This is a genomic window from Streptomyces sp. NPDC101151 (assembly GCF_044768335.1).
Lineage (GTDB): Bacteria > Actinomycetota > Actinomycetes > Streptomycetales > Streptomycetaceae > Streptomyces.
The window spans coordinates 1-20906 of record NZ_JBIWPP010000025.1 but is presented as its reverse complement, the minus strand read 5'-3'; the positions used below and the strand labels follow the sequence as shown (position 1 = coordinate 20906).

Here is a 20906-nt window from a genome sequence, read left to right as displayed (position 1 = left end):
GCCGTGACGGACACCCCCTCCGCCGCGCGCGGGCACGGCCTGCGCCGGGACATCGACCTGCTGGAGGCCCTCGCCTCCGACGAGGCGCAGCAGGCGGGCGGCCTCGGCGTGGTACGCCTCGCCCAGCTGGTGGGCCGCGAGAAGACGCAGGTCTCCCGCGCCCTGAAGGCCCTGGCCGCCGAGGGGATCGTCGAGCGTGACCCCGACACTCTGGAGTACCGCCTGGGCTGGCGCCTGTTCTCCCTCGTGGCCCGGACGTCCGAGAGCCGTCTCGTACGGGTCGCGGAACCGGTCATGCACGCCCTGTCGGCGGACCTGGAGGAGACGAGCCACCTGTGCGTGCTGAGCGACCGCGAGGTTCTCACCCTGCTGTCGGTGTCCGGGCACTCCTTCCGGGTGCACGGCTGGGAGGGGCGCGGGGTGCCCGCCTGGCAGACCTCCGCCGGCCGTGTACTGCTCGCCGACGCGACACCCGACGAGCTGTACGTCCGCTTCGGCACGGCGGGCGAGCTGCCGGTGCCCGAGCTGTGGGCGCTGATCCAGGACGCCGGACGGCGGGGGTACGCCCGCGTCAGCGAGGAGTTCGAAGCGGGGCTGGTCGGTGTGTCGGCTCCGGTGCGGGACTTCCGCGGCCGGGTCGTCGCCGCCCTGAACATCTCCGCGCCCAAGCCCCGCCTCGGCGAGCGTCTCGACGAGGCCGGGCGCACGACAGCCCGGGCGGCGGCGCGGGTGTCGGCGCTGCTCGGCTGGGAGCCGCGGCGCACCTCGGCGGCGAGCGCCCGGCTCGCCTGATGCGGCGGTCCGGTGTCCCGCAAGATCAGTGAGTTGCCCTCACAGCAACCCCCATTGCGATCCGTCGGCCCGGCCTTGTCGGCCCTGTGACGTGCTCGTAAATTCACCGCGCAGCGGACGGACCCCCGTCGTGAACGGAGAAAAGAGCAGCTCATGAACCTCGCGGGCATCGACACCCTCGCCAAGGCCCCGCTCGCCGACGGCGACGTGTTCCTCGGCGGCCGCTGGCTCCCGGCCGCCGACGGCCGGACGTATCCCGTGTACGACCCGGCCAGTGGCGAGCCGGTGCGCCAGGTGTCCGCGGCCGGCCCCGAGGACGCCCGCGCGGCGCTCACCACGGCGGAGCGGGCCGCGGCCGGCTGGCGGGCCACCCCGCCCAGGCGCCGCTCGGAGATCCTGTACGACACCTTCGAGCTGATGCGGCAGCACCGCGAGACCCTCGCCGAGCTGATCGTGCGGGAGAACGGCAAGGCCCATCGGGACGCGCTGGCCGAGGTCGGCTACGCGGCCGAGTTCTTCCGCTGGTTCTCCGAAGAGGCCGTGCGCATCGGCTCCTCGTTCGCCGACGCTCCGGGCGGCGGCTACCGGCACGTCGTGCGCAGGCACCCCGTCGGTGTCACGGCGTTCGTCACACCGTGGAACTTCCCGGCAGCCATGGCCACCCGCAAGATCGCCCCGGCGCTCGCGGCCGGCTGTCCCGTCCTGCTCAAGCCGGCCCCCGAGACCCCGCTGACCGCGCTCGCGGTGGCCGCTCTCCTCGCCGCTGCCGGACTGCCCGACGGCCTGCTCAACGTGCTGCCCACCGACCGCGCCCCCGAGGTCGTCTCCGCCTGGCTCGCCGACGAACGGGTCCGCAAGTTCTCCTTCACGGGCTCCACCGCCACCGGCAAGCTGCTCCTGGAGCAGGCCGCGGCGAACGTCGTCAACGTGACCATGGAACTGGGCGGCAACGCGCCGTTCATCGTCTGCGCGGACGCCGACGTGGACGCCGCCGTACGCGGCGCGATGGACGCCAAGATGCGCGGGGGCGGCGAGGTCTGCATCGCCGCCAACCGGTTCTACGTGCACACAGACGTCGCCGCCGAGTTCACCGAGAAATTCGGCGCCGCCATGGCCGCGGTGCGCACCGGACCCGGATCGGAGGAGGGCGTGGCGCTCGGCCCGATGATCGATCGAGCCGCCGTCGACAAGATCCGCTCCCTGGTGGACGACGCGCTCGACCGAGGCGCGCGGATCGCCGCGCAGGGCACCGTCCCCGACGGACCCGGCTTCTACCACCCCGCGACCGTCCTCACCGGGGTTCCCGACGACGCCCGCATCCTCCACGAGGAGGTCTTCGGCCCCGTCGCCCCGCTCACCACCTTCACCGACGAGGAGGAGGTCCTCGCCCGCGCCAACGCCACCGTCCACGGCCTCGCCGCCTACGTCTACGCACGCGATGCCGCCCGCGCCCTGCGCCTGGCCGAACGCCTGGAAGCGGGCATGGTCGGTCTCAACCGCGGCCTGCTGTCCGACCCGGCGGCCCCGTTCGGTGGCGTCAAGCAGTCCGGCCTGGGCCGGGAGGGCGGCCGCGAGGGCATCGAGGCGTTCCTGGAGACGCAGTACATCGCCCTGGACTGGCCCACCGGCTGACCCTCCCGCACCTACCCGGACCCGTTCGTCCCCGGACCCGATCGTCTCCGGATCCGTCCGTCTCCGGATCCGCCTGTCCCCGGATCCGCCTGTCCCCAGACAAGGACCGCTCATGGCAACGACGCCTACGACGGAACGAGAGTTCGAAACCCCCGATGCTCCGCCGTCCCCGGAGCTGCTGCGCGAACGCCGCCGCCTGCACACCAAGCTGAAGCTCGCCACCCAGATCGGCGAGGGCATCGACGGCTACATCATCGGTGGCATCGGCATGGCGATGACCGCCCTCACCGCCGACCTGCATCTGTCCACCGTCATGGAGGGCCTGGTCGGCGCCTCGCCGCTGATCGGCATCTTCGTCGGCGGACCGCTCTTCGGCCGGCTCGCCGACCGCTTCGGCAGGCGCCCGGTGTTCCTCGCCGACATGCTGATCTTCCTGCTCGGCTCGGTGCTGCAGTTCTTCGTCACCGACGGACTCCAGCTCTTCCTCATCCGCCTGGTCATGGGTATCGCCATCGGCGGCGAGTACGCCATCGGCGCCCCGCTGCTGTCCGAGTACGCGCCCCGCCAGGGCCGTGGCCGGCTGCTCGCCAGCCTGGAGATCAGCTGGTACGTCGGCTACGCGCTCGCGACCGTCGTCGGCGCCGTCTTCGCGGACGTCCAGGGCGGCTGGCGCTGGACGCTGGCCAGCAGCGCGGTCATCGCCGTGGTGTGCGTGTCCCTGCGCGGCGGTATCCCCGAGTCGGCGCGCTGGCTGCTGAGCAGGGGACGCCGGGCCGAGGCCGAGGCACTCATCGCCAAGTACGGCATCGAGGTCGACGTCACCGCCGAACTCGACGAGACCGAAGAGGCCCGACGCGAGGGGTTCCGTGCCCTGTTCAGCCGTCGGCATCTGCGCAGCACGGTCTTCGCCAGCGTCTTCTGGGCCGCGCTCGTCCTGCCCTACTTCGCCATCGGCACCTTCTGGACCCAGGTCTTCGACGCCCTTCACATGGGCGACAACGCGGTCGCCGCACTGCTGGTCTACTCCTTCACCGCCGTCGCCGGTGTCACCGTGGGCTGCCTGGTCGTGGACCGCATCGGCCGTCGCAAGCTGCTGATCCCGCCGTTCTGGATCACGGCCGGCTGTCTGGCCCTGGTCGCACTGTGGCCGTCCTCCACCCCCGTCATCGTCGGCGGCTTCCTGTTCTTCATCTTCCTCAACGCCGCTTCCAGCGCCCTGACCGCCGTCTATCCGCTGGAGGTGTTCCCGACCTCGCTCCGCGCCACGGGCGTCGGCTTCGCCACGGCGATGAGCCGGGTCGGCGCGGCCGTCGGAACCTTCCTGCTGCCGATGGGCCTGGACCACTTCGGCGCCCGCTTCGTGCTGTTCGTGGGTGCCGCCGTGCTCGCCGTCGGCGGGCTGGTATCCCAGTTCCTGGCCCCTGAGACCACGGACCTGGACCTCGCCGCGGCGGCCCGCACGGCACGCGAACCGGCCGCCTGACCAGCGCCCCGGCACAGCGGGCGCGGCTCCGCGCCTGCTGTGCCGGAAGCGCCGGCGGTGGGGGAGCGTGCAGGGCGTCGCGCGGCAGGCGGGCGTCCGCAGGCGTGAGTCCGGCGCCAGGGACTAGCGGTTCACCGTCCGCATCCCGGCCTCGTCGTAGCGCGCGCCCGCCGCCTCGGGCAGCTCGGCGTCGATACGGGCGAGGTCCTCCTCGGTGAGCTCGATGCCGACCGCGCCGGCGTTCTGCTCCAGGTAGGTGCGGCGCTTGGTGCCCGGGATCGGGACCACGTCCTCGCCCTGGGCCAGCACCCAGGCGATCGCCAGCTGGGCCGGGGTCACCTCCTTCTCCGCGGCGATCTCCTTCACCTTCGCCGCCAGCCGCTGGTTCGCCTCGATGTTGGCGTCGGTGAAGCGGGGGCTGGTGCGGCGCCAGTCGTTCTCGTCCAGCTCGTCCGGGGAGGAGAAGCGGCCGGCGAGGAAACCGCGGCCGAGCGGGGAGTAGGGGACGAAGCCGATGCCGAGCTCCCGGCAGGCGGGCAGCACCTCGGCCTCCACGTCCCGCGTCCACAGTGAGTACTCGCTCTGCACGGCCGTGACGGGGTGCACGGCGTGGGCGCGCCGGATGGTCTCCGCGCTCGCCTCGCTCAGCCCGATGTGCCGCACCTTGCCCTCGGCGACCAGCTCGGCCAGGGCACCGACCGTCTCCTCGATGGGTATCTCGGGGTCGACCCGGTGCTGGTAGTACAGGTCGATGTGGTCGGTGCCGAGGCGCGTCAGCGAGCCGTGGACGGAGCTGCGGACATGCTCGGCCGAGCCGTCCTGCCGGCCCACCGTGCTCATGTCGCCCGGCACCGCGTCGTCCATGCGGTAGTTGAACTTGGTGGCGATCACGTACTCGTCACGGTGACCCCGGATCGCCTCGCCGACCAGGGATTCGTTGGTGAGCGGTCCGTAGACCTGCGCGGTGTCGAGGAAGGTGATGCCGAGGTCCAGGGCGCGCCGGATGGTCGCGACGCCCTCGTCCTGGTCGGTCGTGCCGTAGAAGGCGGACATTCCCATGCAGCCGAGGCCGATGGCCGATACCTGGAGATCCCGCAGACTGCGCTGTCGCATGGGGTGTCCCAGCCTTTCCACACACTCGATGGTCGTTCCGTACGGCACGAAGGCCCTTCGTCCATCTAGCGACGGATCACGCCGCCCGGCATCTTGGGGGGCTTCCGGGCGGACCGGCGGCCGAGCGGGCCCGGCGGGCCGAGCGGGTCGTTCCGTGTCGCCGCCGGTGCAAGGCCGCCGGGCACCGCTCCTCGGGCGGTGACGATTCCGAAGCCGGCCAGGTTGCCTCGCGCGCGCCTGATTCTTGTCACGGCGACGCAGGCCGGGTGGATCTTGACGCCCGGCTCCCGGCTCGCTGAACTGTCAGCGCCGGACCGGGGCGGTCCAGGCGGAGGGGACGGAACCGCGCATCCACGCGAGGGCGGCCGAAACGGGCGGAAGGCGATCGGACGCCGCCTCGCACGGCCGAGACGCCGACGGCGGGGTGGAGGGGGCGATGCGGGTGTGGGGGACCGAGAGGCGATGGGCTGCCGTGTCCCATGAGCGCTGACCGGAGCGCCGGCCGGCGCACGGACCAGGTCCGCTCCGTGCTCACGCACCTGGCCCGGTTCACCGGGCGCACGTTACGGGCGGAGTGGCGGGCCGTCGTCGTCGACCCGGTGCGGCGGCTCGCGCGGCGCGGACTGTCGGGGCTGCTGCTGGCGTTCGTCGCCGCGTTCGGCGTCATCTTCTTCCATGACCTCGCACAGCGCCCGACCGGAGCGCTGTGGGTGCGGCGGCTCGGCGGCGTCACGGCCGATCTGCCGCTGTGGCTGTCCCTGCTGCGCACCCCGGTGTCGCTGTACGTCCCGGCGCTCGACCTGCCGGTGTGGGCGGGTATCACCCAGCTGTTCCTCGCCTTCGCCCTCGCCGAACTGGGCCTCGGCCGGACCCGCACTCTGGTGACCGCCTATGCCACCACCCTGGCCGGAACCCTCACCGCCCGCCTGATGATCGCGATCGGCCCCGGATGGTGGGGTTTCGGACTTCCCCCGGAGTGCGGCAAGGTGCTCGACACGGGACCGTCGGCGGCCGTCGTCGGCCTGTTCACCTATCTGGCGGTCGTCCGGCGCGCCCCCGTGGTGTTCACGCTGACCGGCGGCTCGATGGTGTGGGAGTCGATCGCGGTCCCGAACCTCGCCGGCCGGGAGCATCTGATCGCGGTGGGAGTGGCCGTCGTCCTCGGCCTCCTGCACGGCCGCCGGGAGCGAGTACGGGCCGTCGTACGGTCCATGCTGCCGATCCGTGGGAACGTGGCGCCCGCTCCGGCGGAGGCCGCACCCCTGCTCGCTCCGGCGTGCGCCGGACGTCCCGGAAATGCGGCCCGCGACGTCTCCGCGACTTTCCTCGAACATTAGTCCAACCCTGCAGAATCACCTTTCCCAAGAACAGCATGAAGCTGCCCCGGAAATGTCGCCGACTTCCGGGCATGGCGATCTCCGATACTCCGCTGCTACGCTCGCGCCGTTGCCTGCAGAGGACCAATTCACGGCTCGGGGGAGCGAGGGTCCATGAAGGTCGGCGTCACTCTGCCCTTGGCGGAATATCCCGCCAAACAACCCTCCTACGAAGAGATAAGAGCCCTCGCCCGACAGGCCGAAGCAGCCGGCTTCGACTCGCTCTGGTGCTTCGACCACCTGCTCTTCCGCGACGGGAATGAACACTCCGAAGGCATCTGGGAATGCTGGACCACGCTCAGTGCGCTGGCCGAGGCCACTTCGCGCATTCGACTCGGCACCTTCGTCCTGTGCACGGCTTTCCGGAATCCGGCCGTCCTCGCGAAAATGGCAGTGACCCTCGATTCGTTGAGCAACGGCCGTCTCATTCTGGGCCTGGGGGCCGGCTGGCATCGCCCGGAATTCGAGGCATTCGGCCTCGATTTCGATCATCGTGTGGCCCGTTTCGAAGAGTCCCTGCAGATCGTCACGGCACTGCTGCGCACCGGAAAGGCTGAATTCAACGGCCGTTACTCCTGGGTCCGGGGCGGCGAGCTCCGCCCCCGTGGCGTGCGGCCCGAAGGCCCGCCCCTCCTGGTCGGCGGCTTCGGACCGCGCATGCTGCGGGCGGCCGCCCGCCATGCCGACCTGTGGAACGGCTGCTGGTTCGGCGCCCCGGCCACGTTCGAGCCCGCGCTGCACACCGTGCGGGCCGCCTGCGCCGACGCCGGCCGCGACCCCTCGACCCTTCGCGTGACCGCCGGCGTGAACGTCGTACCCGTCGGCGGTGCCGCCGGTGCCGACCCCCGTGCCCCCGCCCTCACCGGTACCCCCGCCGACCTCGCCGACGGGTTCGCCGGCTACCGGGACCTCGGCGTCGATCACCTCATCTGCAATCTGAACCCGCATCACGCCACCGCACAGCGCGAACTGGCCGCGGCCCTGAGGCGATTCCGCGCCCAGCCGGACCCCACCGAGGAAGGGCACCTCTCATGACATGGACGATCGACGAGGCCAGGGTGATGCCCTTCCTCAGGGCCGCCCACCGCCGGGACCTGCTAGCCGGCCTGTGGCGGCCGGTACCCCCGGAGGCGGCCGCGGCCGAACCCGGACAGGCCGTCCCGGCGCCGGAGACGGACGGCACACCGGACCTGCAGGCCAAGAGCTTCAAGGACTTCAAGGACGGCAAGGAGTTCAAGGACTACAAGGACCGCAAGGACTTCAAGGACTACAAGGACCTGAAGGACCTCAAGGACAGCAAGGACGTGAAGGACCGCAAGGACACCAAGGACGGCAAGGACTTCAAGGACTCCAAGGACGGGACGGACGGCGCCTGGACCCCGACCGGCCATATCGTGCCGGTCGCCGCACGGCCGGCGGAGTCGGCGGAGCCGGCGACGGGCGGGCGGGCCGGGACAACCACAGAAGCCGACGACGTCCTGGCCGTCCTGCGCGCCTCCCGGGCGAGCCGATTCCTGCGGGAGCGTGGCCTTGTCATCTGAACCGCAGGCCGGTGTGGCCGAACCGCAGGCCGGTGCAGGCGAACCACTCGCCGATGCCGGATCACTGCCCCCCGAACCCCCCGAACCCCCCGAACCCTACGCCGAACCGCTCCCCGAACCGCCCGCCGAGCCGACCGAACCCGCCCGGACCGCTGCTCCGGCGGACCTGATCGTCGTGGCCGATCCCGAGGACCCTGTCGCGGTGGAGATGGCCGACTACGTGCGGGAGCAGGGCCGTTCGGCGGCCGTCCTCGATGTCTTCGACGCGGCGCAGCTGTTCACCGTCACGGCTCGCGCGGGCGAGGCCACGGTCGATCCCGTCGTCCCGCTCGTCCTCCTGCTGCCGCCACCGCCCGATCGCCGGATCGGCCTCGACGCGGAGTTCCAGTGGGGTGAATGCCTCGCGCAGCTGTGGGCGGTCGCGGCGCTCACGCCCGCACCCGTCATCAACCGCCCCACCACAGCGCTCGTGGCCGGCCGCACCACGCGATCCGCCGCGGTGACCGAGCACCGCGCGCGGGAGCACGGCACCGGCGAACTGTTCTCCCGCGACTATCCGCGACCGGGACCGGTGGAGGGCGAGGCCTTCTGGGTCGAGGACCTCGGCACGCTCCGCGCCCGCCGCTGGCCCGAGCGGCCACCGGGCAGCGGCCCCTACCGCGCACGCTGGTCGGACGCCGACCCCGCCATGGAGACGGTCGTCGTCCTGGGCGAGCGGGCCTGGCGCTGCACCACCGCCGACCTCGGCCACCTCGCCCTGGAATCCCGCAGCGTCGCCGCGGCGGCCGCACTTGAGCTGGATCTGGCCGCCCTCGTCTGGCGGGTGACGGACGCAGCCGCCGCGGCACGCCTGGTACATGTCGAGCCGTTCCCCGCTGTGGAGCAGCTGCGCATGGTCTGGCTCGGTCTCGGACCCCGGCTCATGGAGGTGTTGTTCCCGTGATCTACGCGGTCGGGGTCGCCACGGACGGCACCCTCGCCCACTTCACGACCGAGGCCGCCGACCGGTCGGCCGAAGTCACCCTCGTCGACCTCGGTGACCTGGTGCACCGGGGCTCGTGGCGGCTCGCGCTGCCCGACGACGGGGACAGCTGGATCCTGGTCGGCGACCAGCGCCACGACCTCGGCCCGGAGGACGGCTACTTCTGCCGGCTGGCGGACCTGTCCGCCTTCGAGGACGACGCCGCCCGCACCGTGCGCTGGCGGAGTCTGATGGCGTCGCTCACCGCCTGGCTCGACCGGGTGCCCGGCGTCGTCGTCAACCGCCCCGGTGCGGCCGGCGACAACGGCTCCAAGCCGCTGCACGAAGTCACCCTGGCCCGCCACGGCTTCGACGTACCGGAGAGTCTCACCAGCTCGGACCCCGCACGACTGCGCGCGTTCGCCGGCGGCGGACCGGCCATCGTCAAGGCACTGTCCGGTGTGCGGGCCGACAGCAGACTCGTGGCCCCGGCGGAGTTCGACGACTTCGTGCCCCAGCAGGGACCGGTGCACCTGCAGCGGTATGTGGCCGGCAGCGACGTCCGCGTCCACGTCCTCGGCGACGAACTGCACGCCGAGGAAGCGGTGTGCGCGGCGGTCGACTACCGCACCGCGCCCTTGGACGAGGTCGAGTTCCGGCCCCACCACCTGCCCTCCGGACTCGCCACGCGGATCGCCGCCTGCACCCGCGGCCTCGGGCTCGCCTTCGCCGGCTGGGACCTCAAACGGGACACGGACGGCAGGTACTGGTGCCTGGAGGCCAACCCGATGCCCGGATACGACTGGTACGACCGCAGACTCGGCGGTGCCGTCACCACATCGCTGCTGCGCCTGCTGACGGGAGGCACCGCGTGATCACGGACCTTCCGCTGCTCACAGCCGAGGGCAGCGACGACGTACGGGAGCGCGTGTACGCCCTGCGGGAGCACTGGATCGCGCGTGGTGGCGATCCCCCCGCGTTCCTCACCCTCGGCACGCCGAGCTACCTCGACGTGGCGGAACGGCCGGAGACCGGCCACTACCAACGCCACGGGGTGGGCTCCCGGGAGCTGCTCCGGACGCACTTCGAGGACCTGTACGACAGGCTGGGCAAGGCCCTCACCGACCACCTGGACGCACCGGTCCGCTTCCCGGAGCACCTGGCGCTGCCGGGCTTCCACATCTGGCTGGAGGACGCCATCTTCACCAGACCGCAGGCACCCGTGCACTTCGACCTCCAGTACCAGGCCTTCGACTGGCCGCCGGGAACCGACACCGACCGGCTGCTGTCCTTCACCCTGCCGCTGCGGGTGCCCGCGGCCGGCGGCGGACTGAATCTGTGGGAGGCGACGTACCAGGACTTCCGCCGCTCCCTCGCCCGCGGCTGGGTGGAGAGCGCGGCGGACCTGCAACGCTTTCACCCCCTGCGGTACGTCCCCTACACACCCGGACACCTCTACGTGCACTCCGGGCACGTCCTGCACCAGGTCGCCCCCAGCAGCAGCGTGCGGCGGGGCGACGAACGCCTCACCCTCCAGGGCCACGGCGTCTGGTGCGACGGCCGCTGGCTGCTCTACTGGTGACGCGATGACCGGTGATGCGATGACCGGTGATGCGACGGCCGGTGACGCGAGAGCCGGTGACGCCGGGGCCGTCCTCACCACCGCCGACCTGGCGGACTTCACCGAGCGCGGCTACTGCGTGCTCCGCGGCGCGTTCGACGAGCGGCGCGCGGCCGCGGCCCGCGCCGCCGTATGGCGCCGCATGCATGCGAAGGCGGGTATCGACCACGCCGACCCGGGCACCTGGCCCGCCGCGTACGACATCGAGGAACGGCTGGACGGCGCCGCCGTACGGGCCTGTTTCCCCGAGATGCTCGCGCGGGCCGTCGAGGAACTGGTGGGCCGGGGCCGCTGGCGCGGGGACCGGACCTGGGGGTTCTGGCCGGTGAACTTCGCCCACGGGGCGAACCGGGCGGTGGGGAGCATTCCCGCGGAGGGCTGGCACATCGACGGAAACTGGTTCCGCCACACCCTCGACGCACCCCACCAGGGCCTGCTCCTCATCGGCCTGTTCTCCGACGTCGAACCGTCGGGCGGCGGCACCCTCGTCGCCGAGGGCAGCCACCGCCGTACCGCCCACGTCCTCGCCCGGCACCCCGAAGGCCTCGGTCACCGCGAGCTGTTCGATCGCGTCCTGGCCGAGCCGCTGGGCAACGTCACCGAGCTGACCGGCCACGCCGGGGACGTCGTCCTCGCCCACCCCTTTCTCTTCCACACGCGGGGCTTCAAACACACCGGGCCTCCCCGCTTCATCAGCAACACCGAAGCGGGCCTCACCGCGCCCCTGCGCCTGCACCGCACCGACGGCTCGCGCTACTCGGTCCTGGAGGAATCGATCCGCGCCGCCCTCGCCGCACCGCCGCCGGTCTTCGACCCTCCGCTGCACTGCCGCTTCTGACCGACCTGGCGTCTGGCATGTCCTCACCACGTCAATGTGACGCTTTTCGCACTTCGACACGTGCGGCCAGCACCTAATGTTGCCGCGACGTAGGACAGGGCATGGCTGACACCATGGTCCTCGTCGCCGCCGGGCAGCTGAAGGGAATCCAGGATGTTCCGCAAGGTGCTGGTCGCCAACCGTGGAGAGATCGCGATCCGCGCGTTCCGGGCGGGCTATGAACTCGGTGCGCGCACGGTCGCCGTGTTCCCGCACGAGGACCGCAACTCGCTGCACCGGCTGAAGGCCGACGAGGCGTACGAGATCGGAGAACCGGGGCATCCGGTACGGGCCTATCTCTCCGTGGAGGAGATCGTGGGCGCCGCACGCCGGGCGGGCGCCGACGCCGTCTACCCGGGCTACGGCTTCCTGTCCGAGAACCCCGAACTCGCTCGCGCCTGCGAGGAGGCGGGCATCACCTTCGTCGGACCGAGCGCGCAGACGCTGGAACTGACCGGCAACAAGGCCCGCGCGGTCGCCGCGGCCCGGGCGGCCGGCGTGCCCGTACTGGGCTCGTCCGCGCCCTCCAACGACGTCGACGAACTCGTCCGCGCCGCCGAGCAGATCGGCTTCCCGGTGTTCGTCAAGGCGGTCGCGGGCGGCGGCGGACGCGGCATGCGCCGCGTGGAGGACCCCGCCCAGCTGCGCGAGTCCATCGAAGCCGCCTCCCGCGAGGCCGCGTCCGCTTTCGGCGACCCGACCGTCTTCCTGGAGAAGGCCGTCGTGGACCCACGCCACATCGAGGTGCAGATCCTCGCCGACGGCGAGGGCAACGTCATTCACCTCTTCGAGCGGGACTGCTCGCTGCAGCGCCGCCACCAGAAGGTCATCGAGCTGGCGCCCGCGCCCAACCTCGACCCGGCGCTCCGGGACCGTATCTGCGACGACGCGGTGCGCTTCGCCCGCGAGATCGGCTACCGCAACGCGGGCACGGTCGAGTTCCTCCTGGACCGCGACGGCAACCACGTCTTCATCGAGATGAACCCCCGCATCCAGGTCGAGCACACGGTCACCGAGGAGGTCACCGACGTCGATCTGGTCCAGGCCCAGCTGCGCATCTCCTCCGGCGAGACCCTCGCCGACCTCGGCCTGTCCCAGGACACGGTCACCCTGCGCGGTGCCGCCCTCCAGTGCCGTATCACCACCGAGGACCCGGCCAACGGCTTCCGCCCGGACACCGGCCGGATCAGCGCCTACCGCTCGCCGGGCGGCTCCGGTATCCGCCTCGACGGCGGTACCACCCACGCTGGTACGGAGATCAGCGCGCACTTCGACTCGATGCTGGTCAAACTCACCTGCCGGGGCCGGGACTTCAAGGCCGCCATCGGGCGCGCCCGGCGTGCCGTCGCCGAGTTCCGCATCCGGGGCGTGGCCACCAACATCCCGTTCCTGCAGGCCGTCCTGGACGACCCGGACTTCCAGGCGGGCCGGGTCACCACGTCGTTCATCGAGCAGCGCCCGCACCTGCTCACCTCCCGGCACTCCGCCGACCGCGGCACCAAGCTGCTCACCTACCTCGCCGACGTCACCGTCAACAAGCCGCACGGCGAGCGCCCGGACCTGCTCGATCCGGTCACCAAGCTGCCCCTGCTCCCGGCCGGCGAGCCCCCGGCGGGCTCCCGGCAGCGGCTGGTGGAACTCGGCCCCGAGGGCTTCGCCCGGCACCTGCGCGAGTCGCCGACCATCGGCGTCACCGACACCACCTTCCGCGACGCCCACCAGTCGCTGCTCGCCACCCGGGTGCGCACCAAGGACCTGCTCGCCGTCGCCCCGGTCGTCGCCCGCACCCTGCCCGAGCTGCTCTCCCTGGAGTGCTGGGGCGGTGCTACGTACGACGTGGCGCTGCGCTTCCTCGCCGAGGACCCGTGGGAGCGGCTGGCCGCCCTGCGCGAGGCCGTACCGAACATCTGCCTGCAGATGCTGCTGCGGGGCCGCAACACCGTCGGCTACACGCCGTACCCGACCGAGGTCACCGACGCCTTCGTACAGGAGGCCGCCGCCACCGGCATCGACATCTTCCGCATCTTCGACGCCCTCAACGACGTCGGCCAGATGCGGCCTGCCATCGACGCCGTGCGCGAGACCGGTACAGCGGTCGCCGAGGTCGCCCTCTGCTACACCGCCGACCTCAACGACCCCGCCGAGCGGCTGTACACCCTCGACTACTACCTGCGCCTCGCCGAGCAGATCGTGCAGGCCGGTGCCCATGTCCTCGCCGTGAAGGACATGGCCGGTCTGCTGCGCGCCCCGGCCGCCGCCAAGCTGGTGTCCGCGCTGCGCCGCGAGTTCGACCTGCCGGTGCATCTGCACACGCACGACACCGCGGGCGGCCAGCTGGCCACCTACCTCGCCGCGATCCAGGCGGGCGCCGACGCGGTGGACGGCGCGGTGGCCTCCATGGCCGGTACGACCTCGCAGCCGTCGCTGTCGGCGCTCGTCGCGGCCACCGACCACTCCGAGCGGCCCACCGGACTGGACCTGCAGGCCGTCGGCGACCTGGAGCCGTACTGGGAGGGCGTCCGCAGGATCTACGCCCCCTTCGAGGCGGGCCTCGCCTCCCCGACCGGACGCGTCTACCACCACGAGATCCCGGGCGGCCAGCTGTCCAACCTGCGCACCCAGGCCGTCGCCCTCGGTCTCGGTGACCGCTTCGAGGACATCGAGGCCATGTACGCGGCCGCCGACCGCATCCTGGGCCACCTGGTGAAGGTCACCCCGTCGTCCAAGGTGGTCGGCGACCTCGCCCTGCACCTGGTCGGCGCCGGAGTCGCGCCGGAGGACTTCGAGGCGACCCCCGACCGGTTCGACATCCCCGACTCGGTCATCGGCTTCCTGCGTGGCGAGCTGGGCACCCCGCCCGGCGGCTGGCCCGAGCCCTTCCGCACCAAGGCCCTCCAGGGCCGCGGCGAGCCCAAGCCGGCCCCCGAGCTGGCCACCGAGGACCGGGACGGGCTGGCCAAGGACACGCGGGCGACGCTCAACCGCCTGCTGTTCCCCGGCCCGACCCGCGAGTTCGACACGCATCGCCAGTCGTTCGGCGACACCAGCGTGCTGGACAGCAAGGCCTTCTTCTACGGTCTGCGGCCCGCCAAGGAGTACGCGGTTGACCTGGAGCCCGGTGTCCGGCTCCTGATCGAGCTGCAGGCGGTCGGCGAGGCCGACGAGCGCGGTATGCGCACCGTGATGTCCTCGCTCAACGGCCAGCTGCGGCCGATCCAGGTGCGGGACCGGGCCGCGGCCTCGGACGTGCCGGTGACGGAGAAGGCCGACCGGGCCAACCCGGGCCATGTGGCGGCGCCGTTCGCGGGTGTCGTGACGCTCGCGGTCGCCGAGGGCGACGAGGTCGAGGCCGGTGCGACCGTGGCCACCATCGAGGCGATGAAGATGGAGGCCACGATCACCGCGCCGAAGGCCGGCCGGGTGTCACGGCTGGCCATCAACCGGATCCAGCAGGTGGAGGGCGGCGACCTGCTGGTCGAGATCGCCTGAGCCGATCGGTCGCCGCGGCCGGGGAGACCCGGTCGCGGTGGGCCGTCAGTCCCAGAGCGGGTAGGTCATGACCTGCTTGAAGCCTTCCGGCCGGGCGCTCTCGTAGGTGAGGGTCATCCGGTTGAAGCGCTGGACGTCCGGGTGCTTCTTCCACGGCTGCGGCTGGTCCAGCCGGACGGTCACCCGGTACGAGCGGAAGGTGCCCGCCGCGCAGTACGGCTTGCAGTCGTTGACCATGTTCATGCCCACGGCGACCGCCGCGTCCGGGCTCCACTGCGACCAGCGGAGCCCGCTGAGGCGGCTGTTGCCGTCGCCGCAGGCCAGGATGAAGTCGGCCGGGCGGACGTCGCGGTTCCAGAAGCAGTCGACCAGCACGGGTTTCTGGGTATCGGCCTTGGGGGCCGTCATCGGCGGGCTGGCCGATGCCGTGGTCATGGCTGCTGTGAGCAGGGCTCCCGCAGCGAGGGTGACCGCCGTTCCCACCAGTGTTCCGCGCATGGCCGCTCCACCCGTTCGTGCCGTGTCCCACGGCGTGCACATCGACGCTACGACCGTCCGACCGGATTCACCAGTCGCGCAGGTCGCACCGCGTGTCAGCCGTGCTGGACGGTCAGCCCGTAGAAGGCGACCCGGGCGCCCTTCGTGGTGCTGTCCGAGGAGGACTGGTTGTAGGAACCAGCTTTGAAGTACTGCTTGTAGGGCGAGAAGGACGACGGGATGCCGTAGCGGGTGGTGCTGCCGTTGACGGTCAGTTCGATGGTGTTCCCGCCGGAGACGGCGATGGTGTAGCTCCACGTCCTGCCGACCGGCACATGTCCGACGGTGTGCGGGGTCTGGCCGCCCGACGGCGAGTTCTCGGTGCCGAGGACGATGTCGCCGTTCGCGTGGTGGTACAGCTCCAGCAGCGGCTTGGTGGACGAGCCGCCGGAGCCGAGGTGGATCTGGCCCACGCACACGTTCTTGGTCACCGAGACCACCCGCAGGGTCGCGCTCATCCGGTGGGAGCCGCTGAGCTTCCAGTCGGCGGGGCTGCCGTTCCGGTTCATCTCGCGCAGCTCGGAGCGGGCGTAGTTCGAGTTCGGGGTGGTCACGCCCTTCTCGGGCGCCCAGAAGGTCATCGCACCGTCGCGGGTGTCGGTGTAGAAGTACGCGTCCTGGTAGCCGTTCGCGCCCTGCAGCCGGGACGAGGGGATGGTGGTGGGGGAGCCGGGCGAGCCGACGGGCTCCTGGAGCTGCCATATGGACAGGTCGAAGTTGCCGCCGGGCGCGGCATGCGGGTCGGCCGCGCCGGCGCTGCCGCCGCCGAGGACGGTGACGGTGAGGGCGAAGCCCGCGGCGGTCGCGGCCGCGAGGAGCCGGGAACGGGTCATGTGGGGGGGCCTCCTGCCGGAAGGATGCGCCCGGCGTTCAGAATGATGAACGCTGGACGCATCCTTGGTCATCGATGACCCGTGAAGCTAGAGGTCTGAACCAGACACGTCAAGAGGTTCAGCAGGCGCCCTCGTCCTGCCACGGGCCCCACTCGGAGGCGCCGGGCGTCTCGTTCTGGGTCCACCACTTGGCCTTCCAGTTGTGCTGGTTGTACGACACCTCGTTGCCGTTCGTGTACACCGCCGTCGAGCTCCAGGCCGGCTTGCAGGAGGTGCCCGGAGGGGTCGGCGTCGGGGTGGGTGTGGAGGTGGGCGGTGTGGCGCCGGCGAACTTCACCGAGTACGTGGCGAAGTCCCGGGAGTTCTGGGCCACGCTGGAGCAAGTGCCCGACGTGCGGCCGCCGTTGTCGGCCGGTGTGCACTGGCGGTCGCGGTTCAGGGACCAGAATGTGAACCGGTCCATGTGGTGGCTGGTGGCGTAGTCCAGCACGGTCTGGAAGTCCGCCTGCGTGAAGTACTCGCCCGTGTCGCTGCGGCCGTTCATGCCGGAGAAGCCCTCGTGGGCGTAGGCGGTCGCCTGGTCCCAGCCGAACGTGGACTGCAGGATCGAGTTGAAGTTGGTCAGCGCGCCGGTCTGGCTCGCCGCTCCGTTGAAGCCGCCGTCGAAGGGCATGATGGAGAAGTTGTTCGGGGTGAATCCCTGCGACTTGGCCTCCAGCAGCATCTGCTTGCCGAACCAGCCGGTGCCGTCCGCCGTGCCGGCCGTGGTCACGGACACGTACAGACCCGGGTTGTTCTGCTGCAGGATCTTCGCGGCGCCGATCTCGTTCTTGATCGCGGCGCTGTTCTCGTACTCCGGCTCCTCCAGGTCGAAGTCGATGGCGTGCAACCCGTACTTGGTGATGACCTGTTGGTACGCCGCTGCCGTGGAGGCGGCGTCCGAGCAGGTCTGTCCGAGCTTGGTGCCGCCGTACCCGCCGATGGAGACGGAGACGTCACCGCCCTTGGCGCGGATCCTGTCGATGACCGACTGCACCGCCGTGTCGGAGGAGACCGCGGCCGTGCCGCCCCAGGTGGGCGAGCAGCCGCCGCCGTTGGGCGCGAGGATGAAAGCCAGTTGGAAGGCCTTGAGGCCGCTGGCGTCCATGATGGCGGCCGGGTCCGGCGGGTCGTTGTCCAGCGGCATCAGGTAGGGGGCCGCGGCGTACCACCGGTTGTCCAGCGCGGTGGTCGCACCCGAGGCGTTGCCCGCGACCAGCGCGGTCGTGCCCGCGGCGGCCAGTCCGACGGCGGCGGCCGCTCCCAGACATGCGCGAAGAGGTCTCACTGCGTGCCTCCAGAGGGGTGGGGTGGGGAGTGCCCCAGCCTCCGGGAGCTGATGCGATCACGTCAATGGGTTGGTCTAGTCCAAAGAGTCCTTTGGACTAGACCATACATACTCTTTACTCGAGGTTCCCTAGGTGAGGCGAAGGGTGAAGCCGCGGCCGAGCGGCAGGCTCGGTGTGCGGACGGTCGTCACCCGGGTGTCGCTGTCGAACGACCAAGCGGAGTCCGGCAGTTGCCGGCCGTCGAGGAACACGCGCCCGGGCGCCGTGTCACCGTGCACCGTGAACCGGTACGTCCGCGCGTCCGCCTTGCCCGCGTACTCGCCCTTGCTCGCACCGACCGAGACCGTCGTCCCCTCGGCGCCGGCACGCACGGACACGCGCTGGGTGGCGGCCGCGCCCTTCGCGAAGTCGCGCGTCACGCCGTCGTCCTCGTAGAGCGTGTAGCGGCTGGTGCCGTGCGCGGACGGGTACAGGTCCCAGTCCAGCTCGTGCCGGTCGCGGGTCTGCCAGCTCGTCGTTCCCTCGGGCCACATGGGGACGATCGCGCCCTCGCGCACGAAGAGCGGGAGGGTGTCCAGCGGGGCGTGGTAGCCGTTCAGGGTGGTGGGGCCCCGGTAGGTGCGGCCGGTCCAGTAGTCGGTCCAGGTGCCCTTGGGCAGGTAGATGCCGTCACGGGTCTCGGAGTCCTGGTATACCGGCGCGACGAGGAAGTCGCGGCCGGACAGGAACTCGTACTTCGCCTGCGCGCCCAGGGTGTTCGCGTCGTCCGGGTACTCCAGCCACAGCGGACGCACCGCGCCCACACCCGTCTTCGCGGCCTGTGCGGACAGCGTGTACATGTACGGCAGCAGCCGCTCCTTCAGCTGCAGGTACTTGCGGTTGATGGAGGTGTACGGCTCGCCGTCGAGCCACGGCTGCTGGTCCGCTGGCTTGCCGGTGGTGATGTCGCTCGCCCAGCCGTCCATGGTCATGATGGCCGGAAGGAACGCCTTCCACTGCAGGTCACGCGCGTACATCTTGGCGTCGTGGCGGTAGATGCTGCCCACGTCACCGGTGTTGTAGGCGATGCCGGACAGGGTCGCCCCGGCGTAGGTCGGGATCTGCCAGCGGATGTAGTCCCAGGACAGCTTCTGGTCGCCGCTCCACAGCACTCCGCACCGCTGGGCACCCGCCCAGGACACCGGCAGCCACACGAAGCCGCGCGCGTCGCTGTTGCCCTCGATCCCCGCCTTGGCGGCGTCGCACGCGTCCAGCGCGAACTTGTAGCCGTTGCCGACCCAGGCCACGTCCAGCTTGGCCACCCGCTGGCCGGCCTTCACCTGGTCGGCGAGCTTGTCGATGCCGTCCTGGGTCCACAGGCCGAGCTGGGCGTTGTGGTCCTGCAGGCCCTTGGCGGTCTGCTCCAGGTTCTCGTACCCGCAGCCGTAGCCGTCGTTGACCAGCATCCAGCCGAGCGGCATCTGGTTCTCGGTGTAGCCGTCGGCGATCTTCAGGGCGTCCAGGGTGTGCCGCTCGCCCCGGTTGGCGTTGTGCAGATAGCAGTCCGAGTCGCCGGGTTCGAGGCCGTAGACCGGAGGCATGAAGGGCTTGCCCACCAACTCGGTGTACTTTCCGATGACTTGTTTGGCGTCACCCAGGAAGTAGTAGGCGTCCAGGCGCCGTTCCTGCTGCCCGCTGGTGACCGGGGAGCCGAAGGTGTACACACCCGGCGCGAAGGTGTTGCGGAAGACGCCGTAGCCCGCGCTGGAGAGGTAGAACGGCTGGGAGTTGTTGTAGCCGCCCTCGTTCCAGTCGAAGCTGTTGGCCACGTACATCGTCTGCCCGCGGTGCGAGAAGCTGCCGTTCTGCTCACCGCCGCCGAAGAACTGTTCGTCGGTGCCTCGCTGCAGGCTCTGCCGCATCCCGCCGGTGGACCAGCGCAGCGGCTTGTCCTCCTGCCAGATCCGGGTGCGGTTGTCGGGCTTGTACAGCCCGAAGCGCAGCGGCTTCTTGTACACGCGCAGTACGGCCTCGGGAGAACGGATGGCGTAGTAGCCGCCCGCGTCGAACGACGAGGTGTGCCGCTGGAGCGTGGGCCGCTCCCGCACGATGGCCGTCCCTGCCGGATCGCTCAGCGAGCCGGACGGGTCTGCCTGGAGCCGCAGGCGGCCTCCCGTCAGGAAGTCGGCGCGTGCGGTGAGTCCGCCCGCCTCGATCCGGTAGCTGCCGTCGCGGCCCGAGAAGGACGTGAGATCGCCGGCGTCCGTGGTCGCGGGCAGATACGCGGTGCCGGTGAAGGAGTTGTCGTGCACGTCGTACGGCACGACCAGGACGTGGTACGTCCCCGAAGCCCGCGGGATCACCGTGGCCTCGGGATCGGCGGTGCCGGCGCTGGACGCCACCTGCTTGCCGTGGTCGTCGTAGACGTACAGGTCGAAGTCGTCGGAGGGCTTCTCCCACTTGACCGACAGCGGTACCCCGCCCTCGGGGTTGTCGTCCCAGTAGCCGTCCGGCACCGAGACGGTCAGGTCGAAGCGGTCGCAGACCTTGTTGTCGGGGTCGGCGGCGGCATCGGGGCAGCTCTCGGTGCCGCCGCCGGTGCCCTTGGCGTAGACCGGGCTCTGCCAGCCGACGCTGCTGTGGGCGGAGTCGAGTACGGCGCCGGCCGCTGTGGCGGCGGCCGCGGCGGGTGCCGGGGTGGTGAGCAGGGTCCCGGCCAGGGCGGTCGCCAGCCCCAGCGGAACCCAGGCCGGCCACGGCACACGGTGTCGGAGTCTTCGCACGGCGGAACAGCTCCCATCGCACCATCGCGGACTGACTGTTCTTACGGTGTCTGCTCGACTTACGGCTCTGCGCGAAAGCGCTTGAAAAGCGCTTCAATCGAGCAACTTCACGCACGAAGCCTCGGGGCTGGCGCAGGTTCATGTCAATACCGCGGTCGGGATCGCCGGCCGGGCGGCAGGGGAATGCCGGCCGCAAGGGTGTTGTTGAGCCCCGTGTGGCCGACATGTGCAGATCAATGTGGCGTGGCCGGCCGCGGGAAAGGAGGCCCTCGTGGCACGCACCACCGTGCGCCCCGTCGTCACCCTGAAGTCGACGGCCGGGACCGGCGTCACCTACGTGACCCGCAAGAACCGCCAGAACGACCCCGACCGTCTCGTCCTGCGCAAGTACGACCCGGTCGCCGGGCAGCACGTTCTCTTCCGTGAGGAGCGCTGAGCGCACAGAACAGGGCCGGCCCCCGCCACCGGGCGAATTCCAGGGGTCGTTGCAACACAGTGATCAACTGGCTGTGGCCAGGAGCTTAGCGAGGCGCTCGGCTGGGGTTTCCCAGCCGAGCGTTT

17 protein-coding genes are annotated in these 20906 nt (G+C 71.1%); 12 read left to right on the top strand and 5 right to left on the bottom strand.

Annotation, left to right across the window (positions count from 1 at the left end; genetic code table 11):
• Nucleotides 1-3: 3 nt before the first annotated feature.
• The 3 genes from ACIRU3_RS33550 (at nucleotide 4) to ACIRU3_RS33540 (ending at nucleotide 3907) form a co-directional block, all read left to right on the top strand.
• A complete protein-coding gene (locus ACIRU3_RS33550; protein WP_404064474.1) occupies nucleotides 4-792 on the top strand; it encodes an IclR family transcriptional regulator in 789 nt (262 codons plus the stop codon).
• A gap of 153 nt (nucleotides 793-945) precedes the next feature.
• On the top strand, nucleotides 946-2424 hold the full coding sequence (locus tag ACIRU3_RS33545) for an NAD-dependent succinate-semialdehyde dehydrogenase (RefSeq protein ID WP_404064471.1): 1479 nt from the start codon (nucleotides 946-948) through the stop codon (nucleotides 2422-2424).
• A gap of 112 nt (nucleotides 2425-2536) precedes the next feature.
• A complete protein-coding gene (locus ACIRU3_RS33540; RefSeq protein ID WP_404064469.1) occupies nucleotides 2537-3907 on the top strand; it encodes an MFS transporter in 1371 nt (456 codons plus the stop codon).
• A 123-nt stretch (nucleotides 3908-4030) separates the two neighbouring features.
• Here ACIRU3_RS33540 and ACIRU3_RS33535 read toward each other — a convergent pair whose 3' ends face one another.
• Nucleotides 4031-5020, bottom strand: coding sequence for an aldo/keto reductase (locus tag ACIRU3_RS33535; protein WP_404064466.1), 990 nt, complete (start codon nucleotides 5018-5020; stop codon nucleotides 4031-4033).
• A 479-nt stretch (nucleotides 5021-5499) separates the two neighbouring features.
• Here ACIRU3_RS33535 and ACIRU3_RS33530 point away from each other — a divergent pair, with 479 nt between their 5' ends.
• The 8 genes from ACIRU3_RS33530 to ACIRU3_RS33495 all read left to right on the top strand — a co-directional run bounded on the left by ACIRU3_RS33530 (nucleotide 5500) and on the right by ACIRU3_RS33495 (nucleotide 14885).
• Nucleotides 5500-6357: a hypothetical protein gene (locus tag ACIRU3_RS33530; RefSeq protein ID WP_404064462.1), complete on the top strand. Its 858-nt coding sequence runs from the start codon at nucleotides 5500-5502 to the stop codon at nucleotides 6355-6357.
• Nucleotides 6358-6510: 153 nt separating this feature from the next.
• On the top strand, nucleotides 6511-7431 hold the full coding sequence (locus ACIRU3_RS33525; protein ID WP_404064458.1) for an LLM class flavin-dependent oxidoreductase: 921 nt from the start codon (nucleotides 6511-6513) through the stop codon (nucleotides 7429-7431).
• Nucleotides 7428-7937: a hypothetical protein gene (locus ACIRU3_RS33520; RefSeq protein WP_404064455.1), complete on the top strand. Its 510-nt coding sequence runs from the start codon at nucleotides 7428-7430 to the stop codon at nucleotides 7935-7937. Before ACIRU3_RS33525 ends, ACIRU3_RS33520 begins: the two co-directional genes overlap by 4 nt.
• A complete protein-coding gene (locus ACIRU3_RS33515; protein ID WP_404064452.1) occupies nucleotides 7927-8880 on the top strand; it encodes a hypothetical protein in 954 nt (317 codons plus the stop codon). The genes ACIRU3_RS33520 and ACIRU3_RS33515 overlap by 11 nt, the downstream gene beginning before the upstream one ends.
• Complete coding sequence (locus ACIRU3_RS33510; protein WP_404064450.1) at nucleotides 8877-9773, top strand: RimK family alpha-L-glutamate ligase; 897 nt, start codon at nucleotides 8877-8879, stop codon at nucleotides 9771-9773. Before ACIRU3_RS33515 ends, ACIRU3_RS33510 begins: the two co-directional genes overlap by 4 nt.
• Nucleotides 9770-10480: a hypothetical protein gene (locus ACIRU3_RS33505; protein ID WP_404064448.1), complete on the top strand. Its 711-nt coding sequence runs from the start codon at nucleotides 9770-9772 to the stop codon at nucleotides 10478-10480. The genes ACIRU3_RS33510 and ACIRU3_RS33505 overlap by 4 nt, the downstream gene beginning before the upstream one ends.
• A 4-nt stretch (nucleotides 10481-10484) precedes the next feature.
• On the top strand, nucleotides 10485-11357 hold the full coding sequence (locus ACIRU3_RS33500; protein WP_404064446.1) for a phytanoyl-CoA dioxygenase family protein: 873 nt from the start codon (nucleotides 10485-10487) through the stop codon (nucleotides 11355-11357).
• 153 nt (nucleotides 11358-11510) lie between these two features.
• Nucleotides 11511-14885, top strand: a complete 3375-nt coding sequence (locus ACIRU3_RS33495) for a pyruvate carboxylase (protein WP_404064443.1) — start codon at nucleotides 11511-11513, stop codon at nucleotides 14883-14885.
• Nucleotides 14886-14930: 45 nt separating this feature from the next.
• Here the strand turns inward: ACIRU3_RS33495 and ACIRU3_RS33490 are convergent, their stop codons facing one another.
• From ACIRU3_RS33490 to ACIRU3_RS33475, 4 genes are all read right to left on the bottom strand, one after another.
• Complete coding sequence (locus ACIRU3_RS33490; protein ID WP_404064440.1) at nucleotides 14931-15383, bottom strand: hypothetical protein; 453 nt, start codon at nucleotides 15381-15383, stop codon at nucleotides 14931-14933.
• 95 nt (nucleotides 15384-15478) lie between these two features.
• Nucleotides 15479-16255 (bottom strand): polysaccharide lyase family 7 protein, encoded by a 777-nt coding sequence (locus tag ACIRU3_RS33485; RefSeq protein WP_404064438.1) that lies wholly within the window; start codon nucleotides 16253-16255, stop codon nucleotides 15479-15481.
• Between the two features lie 118 nt (nucleotides 16256-16373).
• Nucleotides 16374-17582: a carbohydrate-binding protein gene (locus ACIRU3_RS33480; RefSeq protein WP_404064435.1), complete on the bottom strand. Its 1209-nt coding sequence runs from the start codon at nucleotides 17580-17582 to the stop codon at nucleotides 16374-16376.
• Between the two features lie 129 nt (nucleotides 17583-17711).
• The gene (locus tag ACIRU3_RS33475) at nucleotides 17712-19874 is read right to left on the bottom strand and encodes a TIM-barrel domain-containing protein (protein ID WP_404064709.1); all 2163 of its coding nucleotides are present in this window, start codon (nucleotides 19872-19874) and stop codon (nucleotides 17712-17714) included.
• 742 nt (nucleotides 19875-20616) lie between these two features.
• Between ACIRU3_RS33475 and rpmG the strand changes: the two genes are divergently transcribed.
• Nucleotides 20617-20781 (top strand): 50S ribosomal protein L33, encoded by a 165-nt coding sequence (gene rpmG, locus ACIRU3_RS33470; RefSeq protein ID WP_404064433.1) that lies wholly within the window; start codon nucleotides 20617-20619, stop codon nucleotides 20779-20781.
• Nucleotides 20782-20906 lie beyond the last annotated feature (125 nt).